18 protein-coding genes are annotated in these 19,133 nt (G+C 61.8%); 10 read left to right on the top strand and 8 right to left on the bottom strand.

Annotation, left to right across the window (positions count from 1 at the left end; genetic code table 11):
• Positions 1-20: 20 nt before the first annotated feature.
• The 3 genes from FP026_RS02300 to FP026_RS02290 all read left to right on the top strand — a co-directional run bounded on the left by FP026_RS02300 (position 21) and on the right by FP026_RS02290 (position 5,773).
• Positions 21-3,692 carry an SEL1-like repeat protein gene (locus FP026_RS02300; RefSeq protein ID WP_149633006.1) on the top strand — a complete coding sequence of 1,224 codons (3,672 nt, stop codon included), beginning with the start codon at positions 21-23 and terminating at the stop codon, positions 3,690-3,692.
• A gap of 291 nt (positions 3,693-3,983) precedes the next feature.
• Positions 3,984-4,907, top strand: coding sequence for a sulfite exporter TauE/SafE family protein (locus tag FP026_RS02295; RefSeq protein WP_112343768.1), 924 nt, complete (start codon positions 3,984-3,986; stop codon positions 4,905-4,907).
• Positions 4,904-5,773: a TIGR02186 family protein gene (locus tag FP026_RS02290; protein WP_149633005.1), complete on the top strand. Its 870-nt coding sequence runs from the start codon at positions 4,904-4,906 to the stop codon at positions 5,771-5,773. Before FP026_RS02295 ends, FP026_RS02290 begins: the two co-directional genes overlap by 4 nt.
• Here the strand turns inward: FP026_RS02290 and FP026_RS02285 are convergent, their stop codons facing one another.
• Positions 5,774-6,277, bottom strand: coding sequence for a winged helix-turn-helix transcriptional regulator (locus FP026_RS02285; RefSeq protein WP_149633004.1), 504 nt, complete (start codon positions 6,275-6,277; stop codon positions 5,774-5,776).
• A gap of 114 nt (positions 6,278-6,391) precedes the next feature.
• On the opposite strand from FP026_RS02285, the gene FP026_RS02280 reads away from it, so the two are divergent.
• Positions 6,392-6,952: a dihydrofolate reductase family protein gene (locus tag FP026_RS02280; RefSeq protein WP_149633003.1), complete on the top strand. Its 561-nt coding sequence runs from the start codon at positions 6,392-6,394 to the stop codon at positions 6,950-6,952.
• A 54-nt stretch (positions 6,953-7,006) separates the two neighbouring features.
• Here FP026_RS02280 and pdeM read toward each other — a convergent pair whose 3' ends face one another.
• Together pdeM and FP026_RS02270 are read right to left on the bottom strand one after the other, a co-directional pair.
• Positions 7,007-7,747, bottom strand: a complete 741-nt coding sequence (gene pdeM, locus FP026_RS02275) for a ligase-associated DNA damage response endonuclease PdeM (protein WP_149633002.1) — start codon at positions 7,745-7,747, stop codon at positions 7,007-7,009.
• A gap of 21 nt (positions 7,748-7,768) precedes the next feature.
• Positions 7,769-10,279 (bottom strand): ligase-associated DNA damage response DEXH box helicase, encoded by a 2,511-nt coding sequence (locus FP026_RS02270; RefSeq protein WP_149633145.1) that lies wholly within the window; start codon positions 10,277-10,279, stop codon positions 7,769-7,771.
• A gap of 406 nt (positions 10,280-10,685) precedes the next feature.
• Here FP026_RS02270 and FP026_RS02265 point away from each other — a divergent pair, with 406 nt between their 5' ends.
• Complete coding sequence (locus FP026_RS02265; RefSeq protein ID WP_149633001.1) at positions 10,686-11,189, top strand: RrF2 family transcriptional regulator; 504 nt, start codon at positions 10,686-10,688, stop codon at positions 11,187-11,189.
• Positions 11,190-11,217: 28 nt separating this feature from the next.
• Positions 11,218-11,679, top strand: coding sequence for a carboxymuconolactone decarboxylase family protein (locus tag FP026_RS02260; protein ID WP_149633000.1), 462 nt, complete (start codon positions 11,218-11,220; stop codon positions 11,677-11,679).
• Between the two features lie 359 nt (positions 11,680-12,038).
• Here the strand turns inward: FP026_RS02260 and FP026_RS02255 are convergent, their stop codons facing one another.
• Complete coding sequence (locus tag FP026_RS02255) at positions 12,039-13,079, bottom strand: glutamine synthetase beta-grasp domain-containing protein (RefSeq protein WP_149632999.1); 1,041 nt, start codon at positions 13,077-13,079, stop codon at positions 12,039-12,041.
• A 444-nt stretch (positions 13,080-13,523) separates the two neighbouring features.
• Here FP026_RS02255 and FP026_RS02250 point away from each other — a divergent pair, with 444 nt between their 5' ends.
• Entirely contained in the window at positions 13,524-13,715 is a 192-nt protein-coding gene (locus FP026_RS02250; RefSeq protein WP_149632998.1) for a DUF2735 domain-containing protein, read from the top strand.
• Positions 13,716-13,723: 8 nt separating this feature from the next.
• Here the strand turns inward: FP026_RS02250 and FP026_RS02245 are convergent, their stop codons facing one another.
• Entirely contained in the window at positions 13,724-14,359 is a 636-nt protein-coding gene (locus FP026_RS02245) for a YitT family protein (protein ID WP_149632997.1), read from the bottom strand.
• 106 nt (positions 14,360-14,465) lie between these two features.
• Positions 14,466-15,410, bottom strand: coding sequence for a methyltransferase domain-containing protein (locus FP026_RS02240; protein ID WP_149632996.1), 945 nt, complete (start codon positions 15,408-15,410; stop codon positions 14,466-14,468).
• Positions 15,411-15,576: 166 nt separating this feature from the next.
• Between FP026_RS02240 and FP026_RS02235 the strand changes: the two genes are divergently transcribed.
• Genes FP026_RS02235 through FP026_RS02225 form a run of 3 tightly spaced genes read left to right on the top strand, consistent with a single transcriptional unit; the run spans position 15,577 to position 17,714 of the window.
• Entirely contained in the window at positions 15,577-15,843 is a 267-nt protein-coding gene (locus FP026_RS02235) for a DUF6460 domain-containing protein (RefSeq protein WP_112343759.1), read from the top strand.
• Position 15,844: 1 nt separating this feature from the next.
• Positions 15,845-16,348, top strand: a complete 504-nt coding sequence (locus tag FP026_RS02230; RefSeq protein ID WP_149632995.1) for a CAP domain-containing protein — start codon at positions 15,845-15,847, stop codon at positions 16,346-16,348.
• A 16-nt stretch (positions 16,349-16,364) separates the two neighbouring features.
• Positions 16,365-17,714, top strand: a complete 1,350-nt coding sequence (locus FP026_RS02225) for an MATE family efflux transporter (RefSeq protein WP_149632994.1) — start codon at positions 16,365-16,367, stop codon at positions 17,712-17,714.
• Here the strand turns inward: FP026_RS02225 and FP026_RS02220 are convergent.
• Together FP026_RS02220 and FP026_RS02215 are read right to left on the bottom strand one after the other, a co-directional pair.
• Complete coding sequence (locus FP026_RS02220) at positions 17,690-18,778, bottom strand: quinone-dependent dihydroorotate dehydrogenase (protein WP_149632993.1); 1,089 nt, start codon at positions 18,776-18,778, stop codon at positions 17,690-17,692. The genes FP026_RS02225 and FP026_RS02220 overlap by 25 nt on opposite strands.
• The gene (locus FP026_RS02215; protein WP_149632992.1) at positions 18,775-19,131 is read right to left on the bottom strand and encodes a DUF952 domain-containing protein; all 357 of its coding nucleotides are present in this window, start codon (positions 19,129-19,131) and stop codon (positions 18,775-18,777) included. The genes FP026_RS02220 and FP026_RS02215 overlap by 4 nt, the downstream gene beginning before the upstream one ends.
• Positions 19,132-19,133: the final 2 nt, after the last annotated feature.

The following is a 19,133-nucleotide window of genomic DNA, read 5'->3' as shown; positions in this document are numbered from 1 at the left end:
AGTTCGAAGCGAGCAAAGATATGAGCGGATCGCGATCAAATCCTAACGGCACGGGCGACTGGGCGTCGCTGGATGCTCTGAGCCGCACGATCGAAGGACTGGAAGCGCGCATCGAGGGGCTGATGGGCACGGCCGCCTCGCGCGATACGCGCCAGCGCGCCGTCGCCGGCTATGCGCCCGCCCCGGAACGTTCCGCCGCGGTAGAACGGATGCCGCAGCGCACCGAGCGTGAGCCGCTCGCCAGCCGACCCTATGAACGCCCATTGCGTAACGAAAGCGATCTTCGTGCCGATCCGCTCGCCGAGATCCGTCAGCGTCAGCGCGCGCTGGAAGCAAGCCGCGAGCGGCTGCAGGTTCGACGTGAGGACGCGGCGCATGCCGAGCCGCAGCCGGCCCGGCGGCCCCTCGATGCCTATGCTCAGCGCCAGCCGATCCGCCCTTCCGCTGAAAACTCGGTCGACATCGCGCAGGCACTCGTCAATCTTCGTCAGGATTTGAAGCGCGACATCGCCGAGAGCGTGACCCGCGAGGTCAACGCCTTGCGGGCCGAAATCCGCGATATTCGCGAGAATGCCGAGGACAAGCATTTCATCGCCGATGTCCGCGAGGACATGGCCCGGCTCGCCAACAGCATCAACCAGCTCGCCGGTCAGCCGGAAACGGCTGGCCTGAAAGCCGAATTCGACGAGCTGCGCTCGCTGATGGACGGCCTTGCCCGCGAGGAATCGCTGCATCACGTCGGGCGCCAGATCAAGGCGATCGATACGACGGGGCTGCAGGACGAGCTCGTTTCGCTTGCCTATCGCCTTGACGACATCAAGCAGCATCTCGGCGGCATGAACCACAGCCCGGCCGTGCATGCGCTGGAAAACAAGCTGCTGACGATCGCGACCGCAATGGAGAGCCTCGGCTCCATGATGCAGCCGCAGGATCAGGCGATGCAGCGGCTGGAAGGCCGCTTGAGCGGCCTTGCCGACCAAATCGACCTGATGGGCCGCGATGCGGCGCAGCGCCAGCCGGTGGACGACCTTTCCGGCCGTCTTGAAGCGCTCGCCATGCGCATCGACGAGCTGGGTAGCGCCAAGGCCGTCGCCCGCCTCGAGGAACGGCTGGACCAGCTCTCGCACCTGATGGAGCGCTCGCAGAAGGCAGCACCGCAACCCGAACTCGTCAGCTACCTCGCCGATATCTCACACAAGATCGACGCGCTGGAACACGGGTCCGTCGACAACGCTCTGGCGGACCGGCTGGACTACCTTGCCCGCCGCATCGACGAGATGGACTTCCATCCGCCGGCTCCGGCCGCAGGCATCGACGACAGCATAGTTCGCCGGCTGGAGGGACGCCTCTCCGACATTGCGGCACGGCTGGAGGCCAGCACGGCCGCACCGCCCACCGACACGCAGGCGCTGCGCAGTCTCGAAGAGCAGATCGCCCACCTCTCGACATTGCTGACGAACGAGCCACGGGCCATCGCCGATCACATGCCCTCCGACTTCGACCGCCGGATGGGCGCGATCGAAGACTATATGGCGACCAATGACGAATATATCATCGAGGCGGCACGCCATGCGGCGGAAGCCGTCGTCGAGGCCTATTCGCGCGAAGGCATGACGGGCAATGGCGGACAGGCCGCCGACATGTCCGCGCTGACGGCGCTTGCCGAGGACCTTCGCCATCTCGAGGACATCAGCCGCGCCAGCGACGAGCGCACGCACCGCACCTTCGAAGCGTTGCACGACACGTTGCTGCAGATCGCCGACCGGCTCGACCACATGGAACATCGCCGCCCGGCTCCTCTGATGCCGGCTGCGGCATTCGAAAGCGACGTCTTCGCCCAAGAGGATGCCCCAGCCATAAAGCCGCCGATGGCCGCACAGCAGCAGAAGGCCGGGCCGATCATCCGCACGGTCGCATCCGCCGAACCCCCTATCTCCTCCGACGCCGCCGTCGCACAGGCGATAGACGCCAATACGAAGGCTGAAATCAAGGCTGCCGCCAAGAGCGGCAAGGCCAGCCTCTTCGCCAGCCTCGGCAAGCGCCTCTTCACGCCGGAAAAGGCCGAGCCGATCTTCCCGCCGGACCGCCCCGTGATCGAGCAGGCGCCATCGATCGACCCAGCCGACCTGATGCCCGGCGAAGAAGCCAACGAATTGCTGGAGCCGGGCTCGGGCGCGCCCGACATCAAGAAGATCCTCGAGCGCGTACGCGCCAGCCAGAATGCGTCGCGCAGCGGAAACGCGCGCCAGCCGACGGAAAACGAGCGGGCCGATTATATCGCGGCAGCCCGGCGCGCCGCGCAGGCGGCGGCGATGGAAGTCGACCAGACGCAGCGCTCGGCTCCCGCCTCCAAGAAGGATGCGAAAAAAGGCGGCGCTTTCTCGCGCTTCCGCCGGCCGATCCTGCTGGCCGTCGGCGCGGCACTTCTCGCCATCATGGCCTTCCCGCTGGTCAACACGCTGACGCGCGGGCACAAGGCGCCTCCGCCTGCCGAAGTCTCGACGATGATCGCGCCGCCGGCCAACGCCGCCGGCAATAGCGTCGTGGCGGCTGCGAACCCGGCAGACAACAATCAACAGCCCGCAGTCAACCAGGCTGCAGCACCAGCAGGCTCGACCGAGACGGCGGACACCCTAGCCGCGAGCGCCCCCGCCAATCCGGCAACTGCCCCTGCAGGCGACCATCTGACGGCAGCCACACCGCTCGACGGCAACGAGGCGGCAAGCGAGACCTTATCCCCTGCCGGCAGCGCGGCATCTGCACAACAGACGGCTGCTTTCGTCCAGCCGGACAAGGCGGCCGCAGCTCCCGTCGCTACCCCGGCGGCGACCGAGATCACCGTGCCTGACGGCATCCAGCCGCCATCGCTCGTCGCAGCCGCCAAATCGGCCGACCCCGTGGCGCTCTTCGAAATCGGCGCACGCTATACGGATGGCCGCGGCGTAGCAGCTGACATGAAACAGGCTGCGAGCTGGTATCAGCTTTCGGCCGACAAGAGCTATGCGCCCGCGCAGTACCGCCTTGCCAGCATGTATGAGAAGGGCAACGGCGTCGATCGCGATCTCGTCAAGGCCAAGCAATATTACGAGCAGGCGGCCAATCAGGGCAACGCCAGCGCCATGCACAATCTTGCCGTTCTCTTTGCTTCGGGCACGGCCGGGCCGCAGGATTACGATACCGCCGCAAGCTGGTTTACCCGCGCCGCCAACCTCGGCGTCTCCGACAGCCAGTTCAACCTTGCCATCCTCTATGCGCGCGGCAACGGCGTGAAACAGGACCTGCAGGAATCCTACAAGTGGTTCGCGATCGCCGCAAAGAGCGGCGACAAGGACGCCGCCCAGAAGCGCGATGAAGTCGCCAATGCCATGAAGCCAGTCGACCTGGAAAGCGCTCGCGCCAAGGTCGACCTTTGGAAGGTGCAGCCGGCCGATGCCAAGGCCAACGGCACCGACATTCCGGACGAATGGACGACCGGCAAGGGCGTGAACACGGCCTCCATCGACATGAAGAAGGCTATCCGCAACATCCAGGCCATCCTCAACAAGAACGGCTTCGACGCCGGTGCGCCGGATGGCACCATGGGTGACAAGACCGTGGCCGCCCTGAAGGGCTTCCAGAAATCTGTGGGGCTGCCGGCGGATGGACGGGTGACCGATCAGGTGGTCAAGGAGCTTCTGGCCCGCAACAAGTAGGCCTGGGATCTCTTCGGAAAACAGCCAGTCGATCATGCCGGCGCAATCGCGCCGGCATTTTGTTTAAGGGGTCGAAACGGCCTCGTCTCCCACCCGCCGTCGACCCATGCACCTGGAGCAACGTCACAGAAATGCGGAAAAAGCCGCGCTAGAGTGTGGCCGGCTATTCGAAAACTGGAACAGCACGGCTTTTCCTAAGGCTCTGGCAAGGATTTCAGATTAGAATTCGCCATTTAAAAGGGGAAAATGGTTCAGGCCCGGCCATCGGCCGCCTGCAGGTGGGAACAGCGCGTGACGATCTATCTGCCGATCGCAGAACTGTCGGTGAATATCCTCATTATTCTCGGCATGGGCGCCGCCGTCGGATTTCTTTCCGGCATGTTCGGCGTCGGTGGCGGCTTCCTCATCACGCCTCTCCTGATCTTCTACAATATCCCGCCTGTTGTCGCGGTCGCCACCGGCTCCAACCAGGTCGTCGCCTCCTCGGTGTCGGGCGCGCTCACGCATTTCCGCCGCGGTTCACTCGACCTGAAACTCGGCGCGATTCTACTTGCGGGTGGTCTGGCGGGCGCGACATTCGGCCTCTGGCTATTCGTCCTGCTGCGCCGGCTCGGCCAGATCGACCTGATCATTTCCCTGATCTACGTGGTGCTGCTCGGCACCGTGGGGACGCTGATGCTATGGGAGAGCGTGCGAGCCATGCGCCGGGCCGCGGGCAAACTGCCGCCCTCGACCGGCAAGCCGCGCCATCACAATTGGGTGCAGCGGCTGCCGCTGAAGCTGCGGTTCAAGAAATCCAAGCTCTATCTCAGCGCCATCCCGGTGATCGGCCTCGGTTTCTTCATCGGCATGCTGACGCCCATGGGCATCGGCGGCGGCTTCATCCTCGTTCCGGCGATGATCTATCTGCTGCGTGTACCGACCAATGTCGTCGTCGGCACCTCGCTGTTTCAGGTCATCTTCGTGACCGCCTTCACCACCATCGTGCAGGCAGCCACCAATTATTCCGTTGATGTCATCCTGGCCTTCCTGTTGATGGTGGCGGGCGTGATCGGCGCGCAATACGGCGTACGCGTCGGCCAGAGGCTGCGCGGCGAGCAATTGCGCGCCCTGCTCGGCCTGCTCGTCCTTGCCGTCGGCCTTCGCCTGGCGATCGCCCTGGTGGTGACGCCGGCCGACGTCTATTCGGTCGTCATGGAAAGCGTGAGCCGATGAGAGGTTTCGGGCTGCCTGAGCATTTCCTCGCAATTCCGGACGCAAAACCGCTACGCACTTTTGCTGGAATTGCTCTGCTCGCCGCTACACTGCTGCTTGCGCCGCTTGCGGCCCGAGCGCAGGTGATGCTCGACCAGCCAACGACCTCGACCACGGCGCGGGAGACGATGGAAATCGGCACCTCGACGAGCGAGATCGCCATTACCTCCGACTTCACCGGCGCCGATCTGACTATTTTCGGCGCCTTGTCCAATACCGACCAGCTGCTTCTGGCGATCGGCCAATATGACATCGTCGTCGTGCTGGAGGGTCCGCGCGAAAACGCGACGGTGCGCCGGAAAGAGCGCGTCTTCGGCATCTGGGTCAATACCCGCTCGATGACGTTCGAGCATGTACCGGAAGCCTATTCGCTGTCGAGCACGCGCGCCGTCGATAATATCACCACACCGCTCGAACTCAGCGATCGCGGCATTGGCGTCGACCATATTCCGCTGACGCCGCTCGGCTTCGTCGGCAATGTCGGCGATGTACCGGAATTCCGCAACGCCTTCCGGCGACTGCAGAAGACAGGCGGCCTCTATGAAAGCGATCCGGCCGGCGTGCGCTTCGTCAGCTCCTCGCTGTTCAGGGCGACGCTCAGAATTCCCGCCGATGTGCCGAACGGCGTGCACACGGTGCGCGCCTATCTCTTCAAGAGCGGCAAGTTCCTGAGCGAGAAATCCTTGCCGCTGCGCGTCATCAAGACAGGCATAGAACAGACCATTACCGATGCCGCGCACCAGCAGCCGATTGCCTATGGCGTGTTTTCCGTAATGCTGGCCCTCGTCACCGGATGGAGTGCGAGCTTCATGTTCCGAAAGAACTGATCAACCGCTTTTCCGGCGATTGGCGACCTCGAGATAGGCCTCCGTCAGCCAGCCGAGCACCGAGGGCGTGTCCGGCGGCAGCACCTTGCCGAGATGCTTGGCGCGCAGTTCGTCCATGAAATCCTCCCAGAGCTTCGAACCGCCATTTTCCAAGAGCTCGGCCCGGATCGAAAGCTCTTCCGACGCCGGAAGATGCTTGCGGCCCCAGGCGCCCATATGGGCAAAAAGCGGCACGAGGTCGATCGACATTTCCGTGAGACTGTAAACTGCCTTCTGCTTGTGGGTCGGATCATCCTCGCGGGTCAGCAGGCCGCGTTCGACCAGCCGCTTCAGGCGATCGGCAAGAATATTGGAGGCAATCCCCTCCTGCGACTTCTGCAGCAGCTCGCGAAAATGCCGGCGATTGCCGAACATGATGTCCCTGATGACGATCAGGCTCCAGCGGTCGCCCAGAATTTCCAGCGTCAGATTGATCGGGCAGCCAGAACGATGCAGCGCGTCCATGATGATCTCCAAAAAAACTGCTTGCATTTTGCCATCAGCTTGCCTACCTTGCAACTGCTTGCTTTTAGCAACCAGTTTTAATTATGATGCGGTTATCACAGCGGAGGAAAAGTGATGAGGAAGCTCGTTATCTGGAATCTCATGACGCTCGACGGCTACTTCGAGGGAACCAAGCCCTGGGACCTCGATTTTCACATGCTCGCCTGGGGCGATGAGCTGGAACACTATGCGACCGAGCTCGGCAAGGAAGGCGATCTGCTGATTTTCGGCCGCAAGACCTACGAAGGCATGGCCGCCTATTGGCCGACCGCAACGGAAACGCCTGATATCACCGCCTACATGAACGGCATCGCCAAGATCGCCGCCTCGCGGACGCTCGACAAGGCGGACTGGAACAACACTCGCATCGTTGGCGACATTGCCGCCGAGGTGAAGAGACTGAAGCAAGAACCCGGCAAGACCATGTTCGTCTTCGGCAGCGCCGAAGTGACGGATGTGCTGCTCAAGGCGGGCCTGGTGGATGAGCTCCGGATCTGCGTCGTTCCGGTCGTGCTCGGCGCTGGTAATCCGCACTTCAAGCCGGCAGCCGAACAGCGGCCGATGAAGCTCATCGATTCACGTCCATTGAAGACAGGCGCGGTGATCCTGCGTTATGAGCCGGGAAAAGCCGCCTGAAAACGGTCATGCAATTCCGGACGAAAAACCGACGCGCATTTTTTCCGGAATTGCCTAGGCCGAGAGGTTGCCGAACCGCACCGAATAGATGCGGTCGCGGCCGAGCAGATGGGCGATCAGGCTTTCCCGCTCGAAGAGGCCGGCTATGGCCTTGTGGCGAAGATCGAGGCCGCCGGTCATCACGCCGAAGGCCGGCATCAGCAGGCGGGCGCCATCCGTTGCAAAGCACGGGCGGCGCACCGATTTTTCGCGGCGTCGAACAGTGGCGGAGGGATGCAGGTGGCCGGCGATCTCACCGGCCTGCTGGCCCACTTTCGGCTCATGGCGGAAGGTGAGCCCACCGTAATGCATCTCGTCAACCGAATGGCCGGGCAGATCGACCGTGCCGTCCGGATCATGATTGCCGTTGATCCAGATCCATTCGCGGCCGCGGGCCATGCTAACGATCAGGCCGCGAAACTCTTCCGGCAGATGCTGTGAACCGACCCGATCATGAAAATTGTCGCCGAGCGACACCACGAGTTTCGGATCGTAACGGCCGATGACGGCCGCAAGAACCGTCAGTGTCGCCAGCGTATCATAGGGCGGCAGCAGCATGCCGCGACGGGCGAAAGCCGCTCCCTTTTCAAGATGCAGATCGGAGACGACGAGAATGCCGCTATCCGGCAGATAAAGCGCACCCATCGGATCGCAGACGGCGGCAACGCCTTGAACGACGGTCTCGACGCCCGAAGGGGGCGTCGATCCGTTCTTGACTTGGCCGTTCATCTCTCGCGCGAGCGCCAGGCGGTTCATCAATTTAGTCTACCTTCGTCGTCATTCCATGGCTTCTCGGATCAGATCGTCAGCCGCTTCCGCCAGCACCACATCATGCGCCTCGCCCGGCACGGATACCTTACCGATTTCCAGCATCACCGGCACGGCGAGCGGCGAGATGTGATCCAGCGCGCGGTGGATGATATGGCCCTTGATTCGCTTCAGCATATCCGCAAGACGACCAATATCCAAAAGCCCCGTTGCCGCATCCTGCCTCGTCGCCTGCAGCAGGATATGGTCGGGCTCATGGCCGCGCAGCACGTCATAGATCAGATCGGCCGATACCGTCATCTGCCGTCCGGTTTTTTCCTTGCCGGGATGGCGGCGTTCGATCAAACCGGCGATGATGGCGCAATTGCGGAAGGTCCGTTTCAACAGGAAGGATTCGCCGAGCCAGGCCTCGAGATCGTCGCCGAGCATGTCCTCGTCGAAGAGATCGGAGAGGCTGAGACGCCGATTTGCGATCATCAGCCCCATGTCCTCCAGACCCCATATGCCGAGCGAATAATCGGTCGCGACGAAGCCCATGGGCTTCGCGCCCGCTCGCTCCAGTCTTCGGGTCAGGAGCATGCCGAGCGTCTGGTGCGCCAGCCTGCCTTCGAAAGGATAGGCGACGAGGTAAGCGCGGCTGCCACGCGGAAAAGTCTCGATCAGAAACTCGTCGCGCTTCGGCAGCAGCGACTTCTCGTTTTGAATTTCCAGCCAATCGCGCACCTGATCCGGCAGGCGGTGCCGCCGGTCGGGATCGGCAATCATCGCCCGCACCTGATCGGCGAGATAGGTGGAAAGCGGAAACTTGCCGCCAGCATAGGAGGGGATTTTCGGATCCATCGAGAAGGCCTGCGAGGCCAGGCATTCGCTCTCGCGAATGCCTTCGAAGCGCAGCACCTTGCCGGAAAAGAGGAAGGTATCGCCGGGCGAAAGCTGCTCGACGAAATATTCCTCGACCTTGCCGAGCGGCGCGCCGCCTCTTCCGAGCGAGCCCAGTGCGTTGCGCTTCACCAGCCGGATATTCAGCATCGCCTCCTCGACGATCGTGCCAAGGTTCAGGCGATATTGCTGCGCGACCTGCGGATTGGAGACTCGCCAGCGCCCATCCGCCGTCTTGCGGATGCGGGCGTAGCGCTCATAGGTCCGGAGCGCATAGCCGCCGGTGGCAACGAAATCGACGATGCGCTCGAAGGTCTCCCAGGAAAGCTCGGCATAGGGAGCCGCACTCTGCACCTCGTCATAAAGCTCGAGCATGTCGAAGGGCTCGGCGCAGGCCATGCCGAGCACATGCTGAGCGAGGACGTCGAGTGCGCCAGCACCGATCGGCGGCGTATCCTGCGCGCCGATATAATTGGCATCGAGCGCTCCCTGGCATTCCATGACCTCGAAACGGTTGGCCGGCACCAGGATCGCTTTCGACGGCTCGTCCATGCGGTGATTGGCGCGGCCGATGCGCTGGGCAAGGCGGCTTGCGCCTTTGGGCGCACCGACATGGATGACGAGATCGACGTCGCCCCAGTCTATGCCAAGATCGAGTGTGGAGGTGGCGACGACAGCGCGCAGCCGGTTTTCCGCCATAGCCGCTTCCACCTTGCGGCGCTGACCGACATCGAGCGAGCCATGATGAAGGGCGATCGGCAGATTGTCGTCATTGGCCGACCACAGCTCCTGGAACAGCATTTCGGCCTGCGAACGCGTGTTGACGAAGAGCAGTGTCGTGCGATGCGCCTTCAGCTCGCGATAGATATCCGGGATCGCATATTTGGCCGAGTGGCCGGACCAGGGGATGCGCTCTTCCGTCGACAGAATCGAGATATCCGGCTTGGCGCCACCCTCAACGATGACGAGGCCGGCATGGCGTTCCTCCCCCGGCTCTTGCGCCACCAGCCATTTCTGCAGGTCCATCGGGTCAGCGACAGTCGCCGAAAGACCGATAGTCTGCACGCGCGGCGCCAGTCTGCGGATGCGGGCAAGGCCGAGCGACAGCATATGGCCGCGCTTGGAGGTGACGAGCGAATGCAGTTCGTCAAAGACGATATATTTCAGGTCCTTGAAGAAGCGCTCGGCCTCACGATTGGCGAGCAACAGCGCCACCTGCTCCGGCGTCGTCAGCAGGATATCGGGCGGATTGAGCTTCTGCCGCTGCCGCTTGCCGCTCGGCGTATCGCCGGTGCGATTTTCGACTGTAACAGGCAGACCCATTTCCGAAACGGGCTTCATCAGGTTGCGCTCGATATCGACCGCCAGCGCCTTCAGCGGCGAGATGTAGAGCGTATGAATGCCGGTGAAGGCCGATCCCGGCGGGATCTTGCCGCGCCGGGTGATATCCGTCAGCGACGGAAGGAAACCGGCGAGCGTCTTGCCTGCGCCGGTCGGCGCAATCAGCAGCGTGCTTTCACCCGCTTCGGCACGAGCAAGCAATTCCAGCTGATGGGCACGCGGCTGCCAGCCCTTTTCCGCAAACCAGCGGGTGAAGGGGGCGGGCAAGGCAAGACGGGTTTCCGGGTCGATCTGGTCCACGGGCTGAATGTAGTTGAAATGTGGAGGATAGGAAGCGGGGGTTTTAAGAAGCATGAGGGCGGACACAGTGTGTTCCTCTGCCAAGGCGGCTGTATGTCCATAGCCTCCACACGCACCGTCATCCTCGGGCTTGACCCGAGGATCCAGGCACAGGCGCTTCCGATTGGTATCGAAGTCATTCAATGGACTGGGATGGATATCTGCCTTTGTCAGCTACAGTCCATAATTACGAGGCTTGGGCGTGGATCCTCGGGTCAAGCCCGAGGATGACGGAACCCACTTGCGGACCGCATTCTTAAGCGAGCACTTCGTGCTCATCCGCCAAACAACAATCCTGTTCGCATTCCGCACTTGACTCCCATCACAATCGTAGATAAAAAATATCCATGATAAGAAAGGCTAAGAAATGAAGCTCGGAGACGGCGTCGAACAATCCATTCACTGCGTTGCCATGCTGGCGGGATTGTCCGATGGCGGTGTGCTTTCGGCGGCTGCGCTTGCGGAATTCCACGGCGTTTCGGTCAGCTACCTCCTGAAGCATCTGCAGGCGCTTTCGGGCGCCGGCATTCTCGACACCGTGCCGGGGCCGAAGGGTGGATACCGGCTGGCGCGCAAGCCGGAGGCCATCAGCCTGCTCGATATCGTGCTGGCGGCGGAAGGCCCGGCGCCGGCCTTCCGCTGTGCCGAAATCCGTCAACGCGGACCAAATCCGCTGCCGGGGCGTTACTTCGCAAAGCCCTGCGGCATCAATGCCGCCATGCTGGCGGCCGAGCGCGCCTATCGGGCCGAATTGGCCAAGATGAGGATCGCCGACGTGCTGGCCGATCTCAAACAGACAGACACAGATGGCGGGATCGCCGCGAGAGGCTGCGCCTTTCTCGAGCTGCATGAACGCAAGACCAAAAACTGAACCTCAATTTAAACCCAAGGAGAAGACCATGCATCCGCGTTTCAACTTCGCCAAAGCCTCCCCCGACTCCTACAAGGCCATCGTCGCGCTGGAAAACTTCGTTCAGAGTAGCGGCCTCGAGCGCCGCTTCATCCATCTGATCAAACTCCGCGCCTCGCAGATCAATGGCTGTGCTTACTGTGTCGACATGCACGTGAAGGAAGCCCGGCATGACGGCCTCAGCGAGCAGTGGATCAACCTGATGTGCGTCTGGTGGGAATCGCCCGTCTATGACGACCGCGAACGCGCCCTGCTCCGCTGGGTCGACTCCGTCACCAAGATCGCCCAGACCGGCATACCGGATGCCGACTTCGAGCCGCTGAAGCAGCATTTCAGCGAGGAGGAGATCGTCAAGATCACGGTGGCGATCGGCACGATCAATATCTGGAACCGCCTTGCCGTCGGCTTCCGCGCGCAGCATCCGGTGGATGCGGCAAGCAAGGCTGTTTGAGCCTACTTTTCTCCAAGCGCGTTATGGCCAGAGCCCTCCCTTGAACGCCGTCATCCTCGGGCTTGACCCGAGGATCCAGGCACAAGGAAGTCGGCTCGGCAGGAATGCTGTTAACGAGTACCGGCGAGCGCGCATCCTTGATGCGATACACACCAAAAACCTTCTCATATGGTCGGTAGCTTGGGCGTGGATCCTCGGATCAAGCCCGAGGATGACGGACCGTGGGGGTTAGCAGCGGGGGCCTAAGAGGGTCTGAGCGACAGCCGCGGCCTGATAAAATTCCAAAACGAAAAACGCGGGGCCGAAGCCCCGCGTCATGCATTGGTTTTCCTATGCTTGGCAAGCCAGGCCGGAAACGATCAGGCCGCAACCGAGCCGAAATCCGCCGTCGGAACTTCCGAGATGGTCTTCAGGACCTGCGAAGCGATCTGGTAGGGGTCGCCTTGCGAGTTCGGGCGACGATCTTCGAGATAGCCCTTGTAATCGTTCTTGATGAAGGAGTGCGGAACACGGATGGAAGCGCCGCGGTCGGCAACGCCATAGCTGAACTTGTTCCACGGAGCCGTTTCATGCTTGCCGGTCAGGCGCATATGGTTGTCCGGGCCGTAGACAGCGATGTGGTCTTCGAGGTTCTTGTCGAACTGAGCCATGAGCGCTTCGAAATAGGCCTTGCCGCCGACTTCGCGCATGAACTTGGTCGAGAAGTTGCAGTGCATGCCCGAGCCGTTCCAGTCGGTATCGCCGAGCGGCTTGCAATGGAACTCGATGTCGATGCCGTACTTTTCGCACAGGCGCAGGAGCAGGTAGCGCGCCATCCAGATCTGGTCGGCGGCCTTCTTGGAGCCCTTGCCGAAAATCTGGAATTCCCACTGACCCTTGGCCACTTCGGCGTTGATGCCTTCGTGGTTGATGCCTGCTTCGAGGCAAAGGTCGAGATGCTCTTCAACGATCTCGCGGGCGACATCGCCGACGTTCTTGTAGCCGACGCCGGTGTAGTACGGACCTTGCGGGGCCGGATAGCCCGCTTCCGGGAAGCCGAGCGGACGGCCGTCCTGATAGAAGAAGTATTCCTGCTCGAAGCCGAACCATGCGTCTTCGTCGTCGAGGATGGTGGCGCGGCTGTTGGACGGATGCGGGGTTACGCCATCCGGCATCATGACTTCGCACATGACGAGCGCGCCGTTGGTACGGGCCGGGTCCGGATAGATGGCGACGGGCTTCAGCACGCAATCGGAGCTGCGGCCTTCGGCCTGCATCGTCGACGAACCGTCGAAGCCCCAAAGCGGAAGCTGCTCGAGCGTCGGAAATGCGTCGAATTCCTTGATCTGCGTTTTACCGCGCAGGTTCGGTACCGGGGTGTACCCGTCGAGCCAAATGTACTCGAGCTTAAATTTCGTCATTACGCACCTCATAACAGTTAATCAGGCGAAGTAGGAAAAACTTGGCCGGCGCGCCCGCCGGAAAATTCCTCACTACGAACGGCTGCTAAGGGAGATGCATTTGCCGTGCCAGATCGCATCGACACCTAGCTGGTCAGGCGGGATTTTTATGATTCGGTCATATTCGGGCAAGATTTCCGGGCGCCAAACATCGGATTCTTTTCAAATCGCCGGCGCGGTTCCAACTGAGCTGACAAGATGTCGCAGGCTCGCTGACCCAAGGAGTGGTTTGGAAAACCGGCAGATTAAAGAAATGGCATCGACCACGCCATCGTTAAATTGCCTACAATTTCATCATTTAGCATTTTTTTTAAGCGGAATGATGATATTCGCCTTCGGCTTTGCTATATATGAGCTGTCTCTTGAAGCGCGCCCGCTTGAACACCAAAAAGGGAGAGACAACGAATGGCAATCGGTACTCGGCACGAAGCCGCAAAGATCTATCAGTTTCCCGTCACGGCCCGCTCCACGGCGGTCAGCCAGCGTCCGAAGGTGAACCTTACCCCGGATATCGGCCCGACCATTGCGACGGCCGCATTCGACAGCTGGTATCACGAAGCCGCGATCATCGAATCCGACGAGACCCGCAAGCAATAAGCATCAGCTTACAGCGCTATGTAGCGATCCGAACGATGATTGATCGCGACGAAGAGGTTGAGCGCGATTGCGCCGATCACCGAGCAGATGACCACAAAGGGCGTAGTCACCGCAAAAGCGACTGCGAGCACGCATAGATCGATTGCAAGCTGCACCAGCCCCGCCCTGATGCCGAAACGTTCCTGCAGATAAATCCCCAGAATACCGACGCCGCCGAGGCTGGCGCGATGGCGATAGAGCGCGAGCAGTCCGAAGCCGAGCAGAATGCCGCCGAGGACCGCCGACCACAGCGCATTGATATGCGCGACATCGAAGAGAAGCGGCTGCAAGTTGGTCAGCAGCGAGGTCAGCGCGATGGCGATGAAGGTCTTGATGGTGAAGGCCGGGCCGAGCTGTTTCAGCGACAGATAGAAGAACGGCAGGTTGACGACGAAGAAGGCCAGGCCGAAATTCACGCCGATCGCGTAATGCAGCAGGAAAGCGATGCCGGCGGTGCTGCCGGTCAGAAGGCCGGCGCTGGAAAGGCAGAACAGCCCGAGCGACGAAATCAGGCTGCCGCAAATGATACCCTGAAGGTCCTCGACCCATGAATGCCGGGTCGCGGATGTATTCCAGACGCCAAAAGCGCTCTTCGCGTTCGCCATGTGCTTTCCCCTGTGTTTCAAGGCTTTTTGCTGAAAACTCAGGCGACAATCAAGCGAAAATACGTAAGTAATGCTGACCTATTTGAAATTCGCAAGATTCGAACAATCAGGCAGATTTGCTGGTAATGAACAGAATGCCATGGACCGGTTTTCCGCCATCCATGCGAATGACGCTGCGGGCCAGATCCCGCACGACGAAGCCGTGATCAGCCAGCATTTCCCTTACATAACCCTCTGAATGGGCGAAGCGCAGGGAATCGCGCAGCACAAAGCCGTGCGGCTGCTGCGCATCCTCGACGGAAAAGGCGAAGATCGCGTCATCGGCCGAAAGCTTGCGCACGATCGTCAGTACGGCTTGCAGATTACCGAGATACATCAGCACGTCGGCGGCGGTGATCAGATCGGCACGGCAGGGCGCCATCCCCGCATCGAACAGGCCCGACAGATCCGGCTCCAGGGATAGATCGGCCTGGCCGAGATGATCGTAGACATGCTTCTCGGCCGCCTTGGCAAGCATGCCCTTCGACAAATCATAGCCCTCAAGCCGGTCGACACGCGTACGGACTTCCGGCCCGAACAGCCCCGTGCCGCAGCCGAGATCGACGGCAAGGCGGAAATGTTTCGGGATATCGGCCGTTTCGGCAATCAGCGCGGCAAGCTTGCCGGGCACGCTATAACCGAGCTTCTCGACGAGCGAGGTTTCGAAACGGTCGGCATAATCGTCGAACAGCCGCTCGACATAAAGGCTCGGCGGCCGGTCGGGCATTTCGGCGCCGCCAAGCGCCGCAAGCTTCAGGCGGGCGCCAAAGACATCACGATCATCAAGAGCCAGCACTTCGTTCAGGGCGACGATCGCACCGGGCAGATCGCAGGCCTTTTCGCGATAGTTCGCAAGCGTGAACCAGCCCGCCGCCCAGCGCGGCGTAAGCTCCAGCGCCTGCTCCATCAGCTCGGCGGCGCTCGCCGGCTCGCCGCTTTCGGCAAGCATCTTCGCATAGTCGGCGCGGCGGTCGGCAATGACATCGCCGGAGGAGAGCTGGCTCGGCAGCATGGGTTTCATCCTGTTTGACGCTCGCCTTTGAACGCGGCCATAAAAAAACTCAAGTCCTATTTCAGGCAGACGCGTGTTTCAGGTGTACGCTGGGCAAAAATGCTTGCGAGTCGCAGATCCCGAGCCTATCTCAACACCGACCGACTGCCATTATGGAGACGTCAGCATGTCCGATCAGGTGAACAGATTTCTTGGCGACTCGCCGGGCCGAACGCTGGTGAAGCTCATCATCGTGTCGCTCGTCGTCGGTTTCGTCATGAAGTTCTTCGGCTGGCGGCCGCTCGATTTCCTCTATGGCGTCCGCCGCTTCCTGCTCGACCTCTGGCACAGCGGTTTCGCAGCGCTTGGCGAGTTCGGCGACTATGTGCTGCTCGGCGCATCCATCGTCATTCCCATCTTCATCATCCTTCGTTTGTTCAATTATCGCCGCTGACATGATCTCCCAGACACCGACCTTAACGCGCCGCGATGCGCTGCGCCTCGCCGCCCTTGCGCTCACCGCATCCGTCGCAAGCTGCGCCACGCCGCCCACCCGCGTTTCCAATATCCCGGCCAGCGACCAGACCGCTTCCGCCCTGCCGCTCGTCAATGCGCTGCGCGCCAAAAACGGCCTGCCGCCGTTGAAGATCGATACCGCCGCCAGTACCGCCGCCGTCTATCAGGCGCGGCGCATGGCGAATGCCGGCAAGATGGAGCACTTGATCGGCATCGGCGACGATTTCGGCAAGCGCGTCAAGGCAAGCGGCGTCAAACTGCCGGCGGCCGAGAACATCGCCGAGGGCCAGCACGACGTGAGCGCCGCGGTGACGGCCTGGATCAATTCGCCGAAGCATTTGCACAACATGCTCGGCAAATATGACGGCCTTGGCGTCGCTCTTGCCTATACCCCCTCTTCCGGTGACAGGCCCTATTGGTCCATGGTGCTTTCCTCGAACTGAGGAGACATAGCGTAGGATGGATGTCCAGCAGGCAAGCAGGAGGGTTCTGCCCTTCGACGTGACGCATCGGCTGGTGCTGTCGATCGCACTTCCGATGACGCTCGGCTTCATGACGACACCCTTACTCGGTCTCGTCGACACCGCTGTCGTCGGTCATCTCGGCCAGCCGGATGCGCTGGCAGGGCTTGCGATCGGCGCGGTGCTGTTCGATCTCCTCTTTGCCAGCTTCAACTTCCTACGCGCCTCGACGACTGGCCTCACCGCCCAGGCCTATGGACGCCACGATAGGCACGAGCAGCAGGCGGTCTTCTGGCGTGCCATGATATCGGCGATCGGCTGCGGCATCCTGATCGTCCTGCTCTCACCCCTGCTGCTCTGGCTCGGTATCAAGCTGATGGGGCCGCAAGGGGGCATTGCCGATGCGACGCGTACCTATTTCTCCATCCGCATGCTGTCGGGGCCGGCAGCGCTTGCCAATTACGCACTGCTCGGCTTCGTGCTCGGCCGCGGCCAGGGCCGCATCGGCCTGCTGCTGCAAACGGTCATCAACGGCGTCAACATCGTGCTTGCCGTCCTGCTCGGCCTCCGGCTCGGCTGGGGTGTCGCAGGCGTTGCCTGGGGCACGCTGATCGGCGAAGCAAGCGGCATGCTGCTCGGGCTTTTCATCGTGCTGCGCAGTTTTGCCGGCGAGGAACGGCCGGCGCGCGCGGAGCTGCTCTCGCGCGTCAAGCTCACACAGCTCTTCGCGCTCAACCGCGATATCCTGATCCGGACCTTCGTATTGATCGGCGCCTTCACGCTGATGACGCGCATCGGCAACAGCTTCGGCGCCGTCATGCTGGCGGCCAATGCGGTGCTGATGAACTTCTTCCTGCTGTCGGGCTATTATCTCGACGGGCTCGCGAACGCAGCCGAACAGATCACCGGCCGCTCGATCGGCGCCAATTATCGTCCGGCCTTCGAGCGCGGCTTGAAGCTGACCGGGCTTTGGTCCTTCGGACTGGCGCTCGCCGCCGCCATCTTCTTCTTCACCGTCGGGCCGGCGCTGATCCGCCTGCTGACCACCTCGGAGGAGGTTCGCGTTGCTGCCGGAACCTATCTGCCCTGGGCTGCCGTTACCGGCTTGACCGGCGCGCTCGCCTTCCTGATGGATGGCGTCTTCATCGGCGCCACATGGTCGCGCGAGATGCGCAACAAGATGCTGCTATCGTTCGGCGGCTATCTCATAGCGCTCGCCGTCTTCGTGCCGACGCTCGGCAATCACGGCCTGTGGATGGCCATGAACGCCTTCCTGCTGTTTCGCGGCATCTTCCTGGCGATCGGCCTGAAGAAGCGGGCGGATCAGACGTTCCGGTTCGCCCAGTAATCTAGCTTGGCATCACGCAGGTCGCGGATCGAGCCGGCGCGCTCGCGATCGAGCAGTTTCGACAGACCGGAAATGATCTGGCCCGGCAGACCTGGTCCTTCATAGATCATGCAGGAATAGAGCTGCACCAGATCGGCGCCAGCCTTGATCTTTTCCAGCGCCGTTTCGGCCGAGGACACACCGCCGACGCCGATGATCGGCAGCGCCGCGCCCACGCGGCGGCGCATCTTGGCCAATACGACTGTCGATTTCTCGAAGACCGGCTTGCCGGAAAGGCCGCCGGCCTCCTTGGCCTGCCGCTGATCCTTCAATCCGTCGCGCGACAGCGTGGTGTTGGAGACGATCAGACCGTCGAGCGCATGAGACAAGGCTTCGGCGGCGATATCGTCCATGCCCTCCTCGGTCAGATCGGGAGCAATCTTGAGGAAGACGGGAATGCGCTTGCCGGCCTTCGCTGCCTCCTCGTCGCGCGCGGCAAGTACGGCCGACAACAGGGTGGACAGGCTTTCGCGCGCCTGCAGATCGCGGAGACCCGGCGTATTCGGCGAGGAGATATTGGCGGTGAAATAGCGCGCCACGGAATAGAAGCGGCGGATACCGGCAACATAATCGGCGATGCGGTCGGCGCTATCCTTGTTGGCGCCGATATTGACGCCGATGATGCCGTTGCCGCGGATCGCCTTGAGACGCTGGAAAGCTGCCTCATGGCCCTCATTGTTGAAGCCGAGGCGGTTGATCACGCCTTCGTCCTCGATCAGGCGGAAGATGCGCGGGCGGGGATTGCCCGACTGCGCCTTTGGCGTCACCGTGCCGATCTCGGTAAAGCCGAAACCGAGCTTCAGCAGTGCCTCCGGCACCTCGGCATTCTTGTCGTAGCCGGCGGCCATGCCGATGGGGTTGGCAAAGTCGAGCCCGGCCACGGTCTGACGCAGGCGAGGATCGGTGCGTATGCGGCAGGCCGGCACGAGGCCGGATTTCAGCGCAGCTATCGACATGCTGTGCGCCGTTTCTGGATCGAACAGGAACAGGCCGCGCCGCCCGAGATCGCGAAAGGCGCCGATCATTCCGCCATCTCCGGAAAGACGTGGGCACCGTCATCGCCAATTGGCAGCGACTTTTCCCAGCGCACGGCCGAAAGCGGCAGCGGCGCATAGAGATGCGGGAAGAGATCACCGCCGCGCGAGGGCTCGAACACCAGCTTGTCGCCGAGCGCGTCGCCGTCGATCGCGACCAGCAGCAAGCCGGTCTGTCCGGCGAAATGGCGCGCGGCCGTCTCCCTTGCTTGTTTCGCGGTGGAGAAATGAATGAAGCCGTCGGTCAGATCGATCGCAGCGCCATGAAAAACGCCGGTTTGTCTGGCTTGCTGCCAGAGCGCATCCGGCACGATCTTGTAAACCATTGGCATGGCGGTCATCATCC

Origin of the sequence: Martinezella tropici, from assembly GCF_008370325.1 — a bacterium.
In the GTDB taxonomy this organism is placed as follows: Bacteria; Pseudomonadota; Alphaproteobacteria; order Rhizobiales; family Rhizobiaceae; genus Rhizobium; species Rhizobium tropici_B.
The sequence above is the reverse complement of the archived record's forward strand: the minus strand, read 5'-3'. Positions and strand labels throughout refer to the sequence as shown.

Excerpts from the sequence above, each read along its gene's own strand:
- FP026_RS02265 (WP_149633001.1), top strand. The coding sequence starts at position 10,686 with ATGAAGCTCGGAGACGGCGTCGAACAATCCATTCACTGCGTTGCCATG.
- FP026_RS02300 (WP_149633006.1), top strand. The coding sequence starts at position 21 with ATGAGCGGATCGCGATCAAATCCTAACGGCACGGGCGACTGGGCGTCG.
- FP026_RS02225 (WP_149632994.1), top strand. The coding sequence starts at position 16,365 with ATGGATGTCCAGCAGGCAAGCAGGAGGGTTCTGCCCTTCGACGTGACG.
- FP026_RS02230 (WP_149632995.1), top strand. The coding sequence starts at position 15,845 with ATGATCTCCCAGACACCGACCTTAACGCGCCGCGATGCGCTGCGCCTC.
- FP026_RS02235 (WP_112343759.1), top strand. The coding sequence starts at position 15,577 with ATGTCCGATCAGGTGAACAGATTTCTTGGCGACTCGCCGGGCCGAACG.
- FP026_RS02220 (WP_149632993.1), bottom strand. The coding sequence starts at position 18,778 with ATGATCGGCGCCTTTCGCGATCTCGGGCGGCGCGGCCTGTTCCTGTTC.
- FP026_RS02255 (WP_149632999.1), bottom strand. The coding sequence starts at position 13,079 with ATGACGAAATTTAAGCTCGAGTACATTTGGCTCGACGGGTACACCCCG.
- FP026_RS02285 (WP_149633004.1), bottom strand. The coding sequence starts at position 6,277 with ATGGACGCGCTGCATCGTTCTGGCTGCCCGATCAATCTGACGCTGGAA.
- FP026_RS02260 (WP_149633000.1), top strand. The coding sequence starts at position 11,218 with ATGCATCCGCGTTTCAACTTCGCCAAAGCCTCCCCCGACTCCTACAAG.
- FP026_RS02215 (WP_149632992.1), bottom strand. The coding sequence starts at position 19,131 with ATGATGACCGCCATGCCAATGGTTTACAAGATCGTGCCGGATGCGCTC.
- pdeM (WP_149633002.1), bottom strand. The coding sequence starts at position 7,747 with ATGAACCGCCTGGCGCTCGCGCGAGAGATGAACGGCCAAGTCAAGAAC.
- FP026_RS02250 (WP_149632998.1), top strand. The coding sequence starts at position 13,524 with ATGGCAATCGGTACTCGGCACGAAGCCGCAAAGATCTATCAGTTTCCC.
- FP026_RS02240 (WP_149632996.1), bottom strand. The coding sequence starts at position 15,410 with ATGCTGCCGAGCCAGCTCTCCTCCGGCGATGTCATTGCCGACCGCCGC.
- FP026_RS02245 (WP_149632997.1), bottom strand. The coding sequence starts at position 14,359 with ATGGCGAACGCGAAGAGCGCTTTTGGCGTCTGGAATACATCCGCGACC.
- FP026_RS02280 (WP_149633003.1), top strand. The coding sequence starts at position 6,392 with ATGAGGAAGCTCGTTATCTGGAATCTCATGACGCTCGACGGCTACTTC.
- FP026_RS02290 (WP_149633005.1), top strand. The coding sequence starts at position 4,904 with ATGAGAGGTTTCGGGCTGCCTGAGCATTTCCTCGCAATTCCGGACGCA.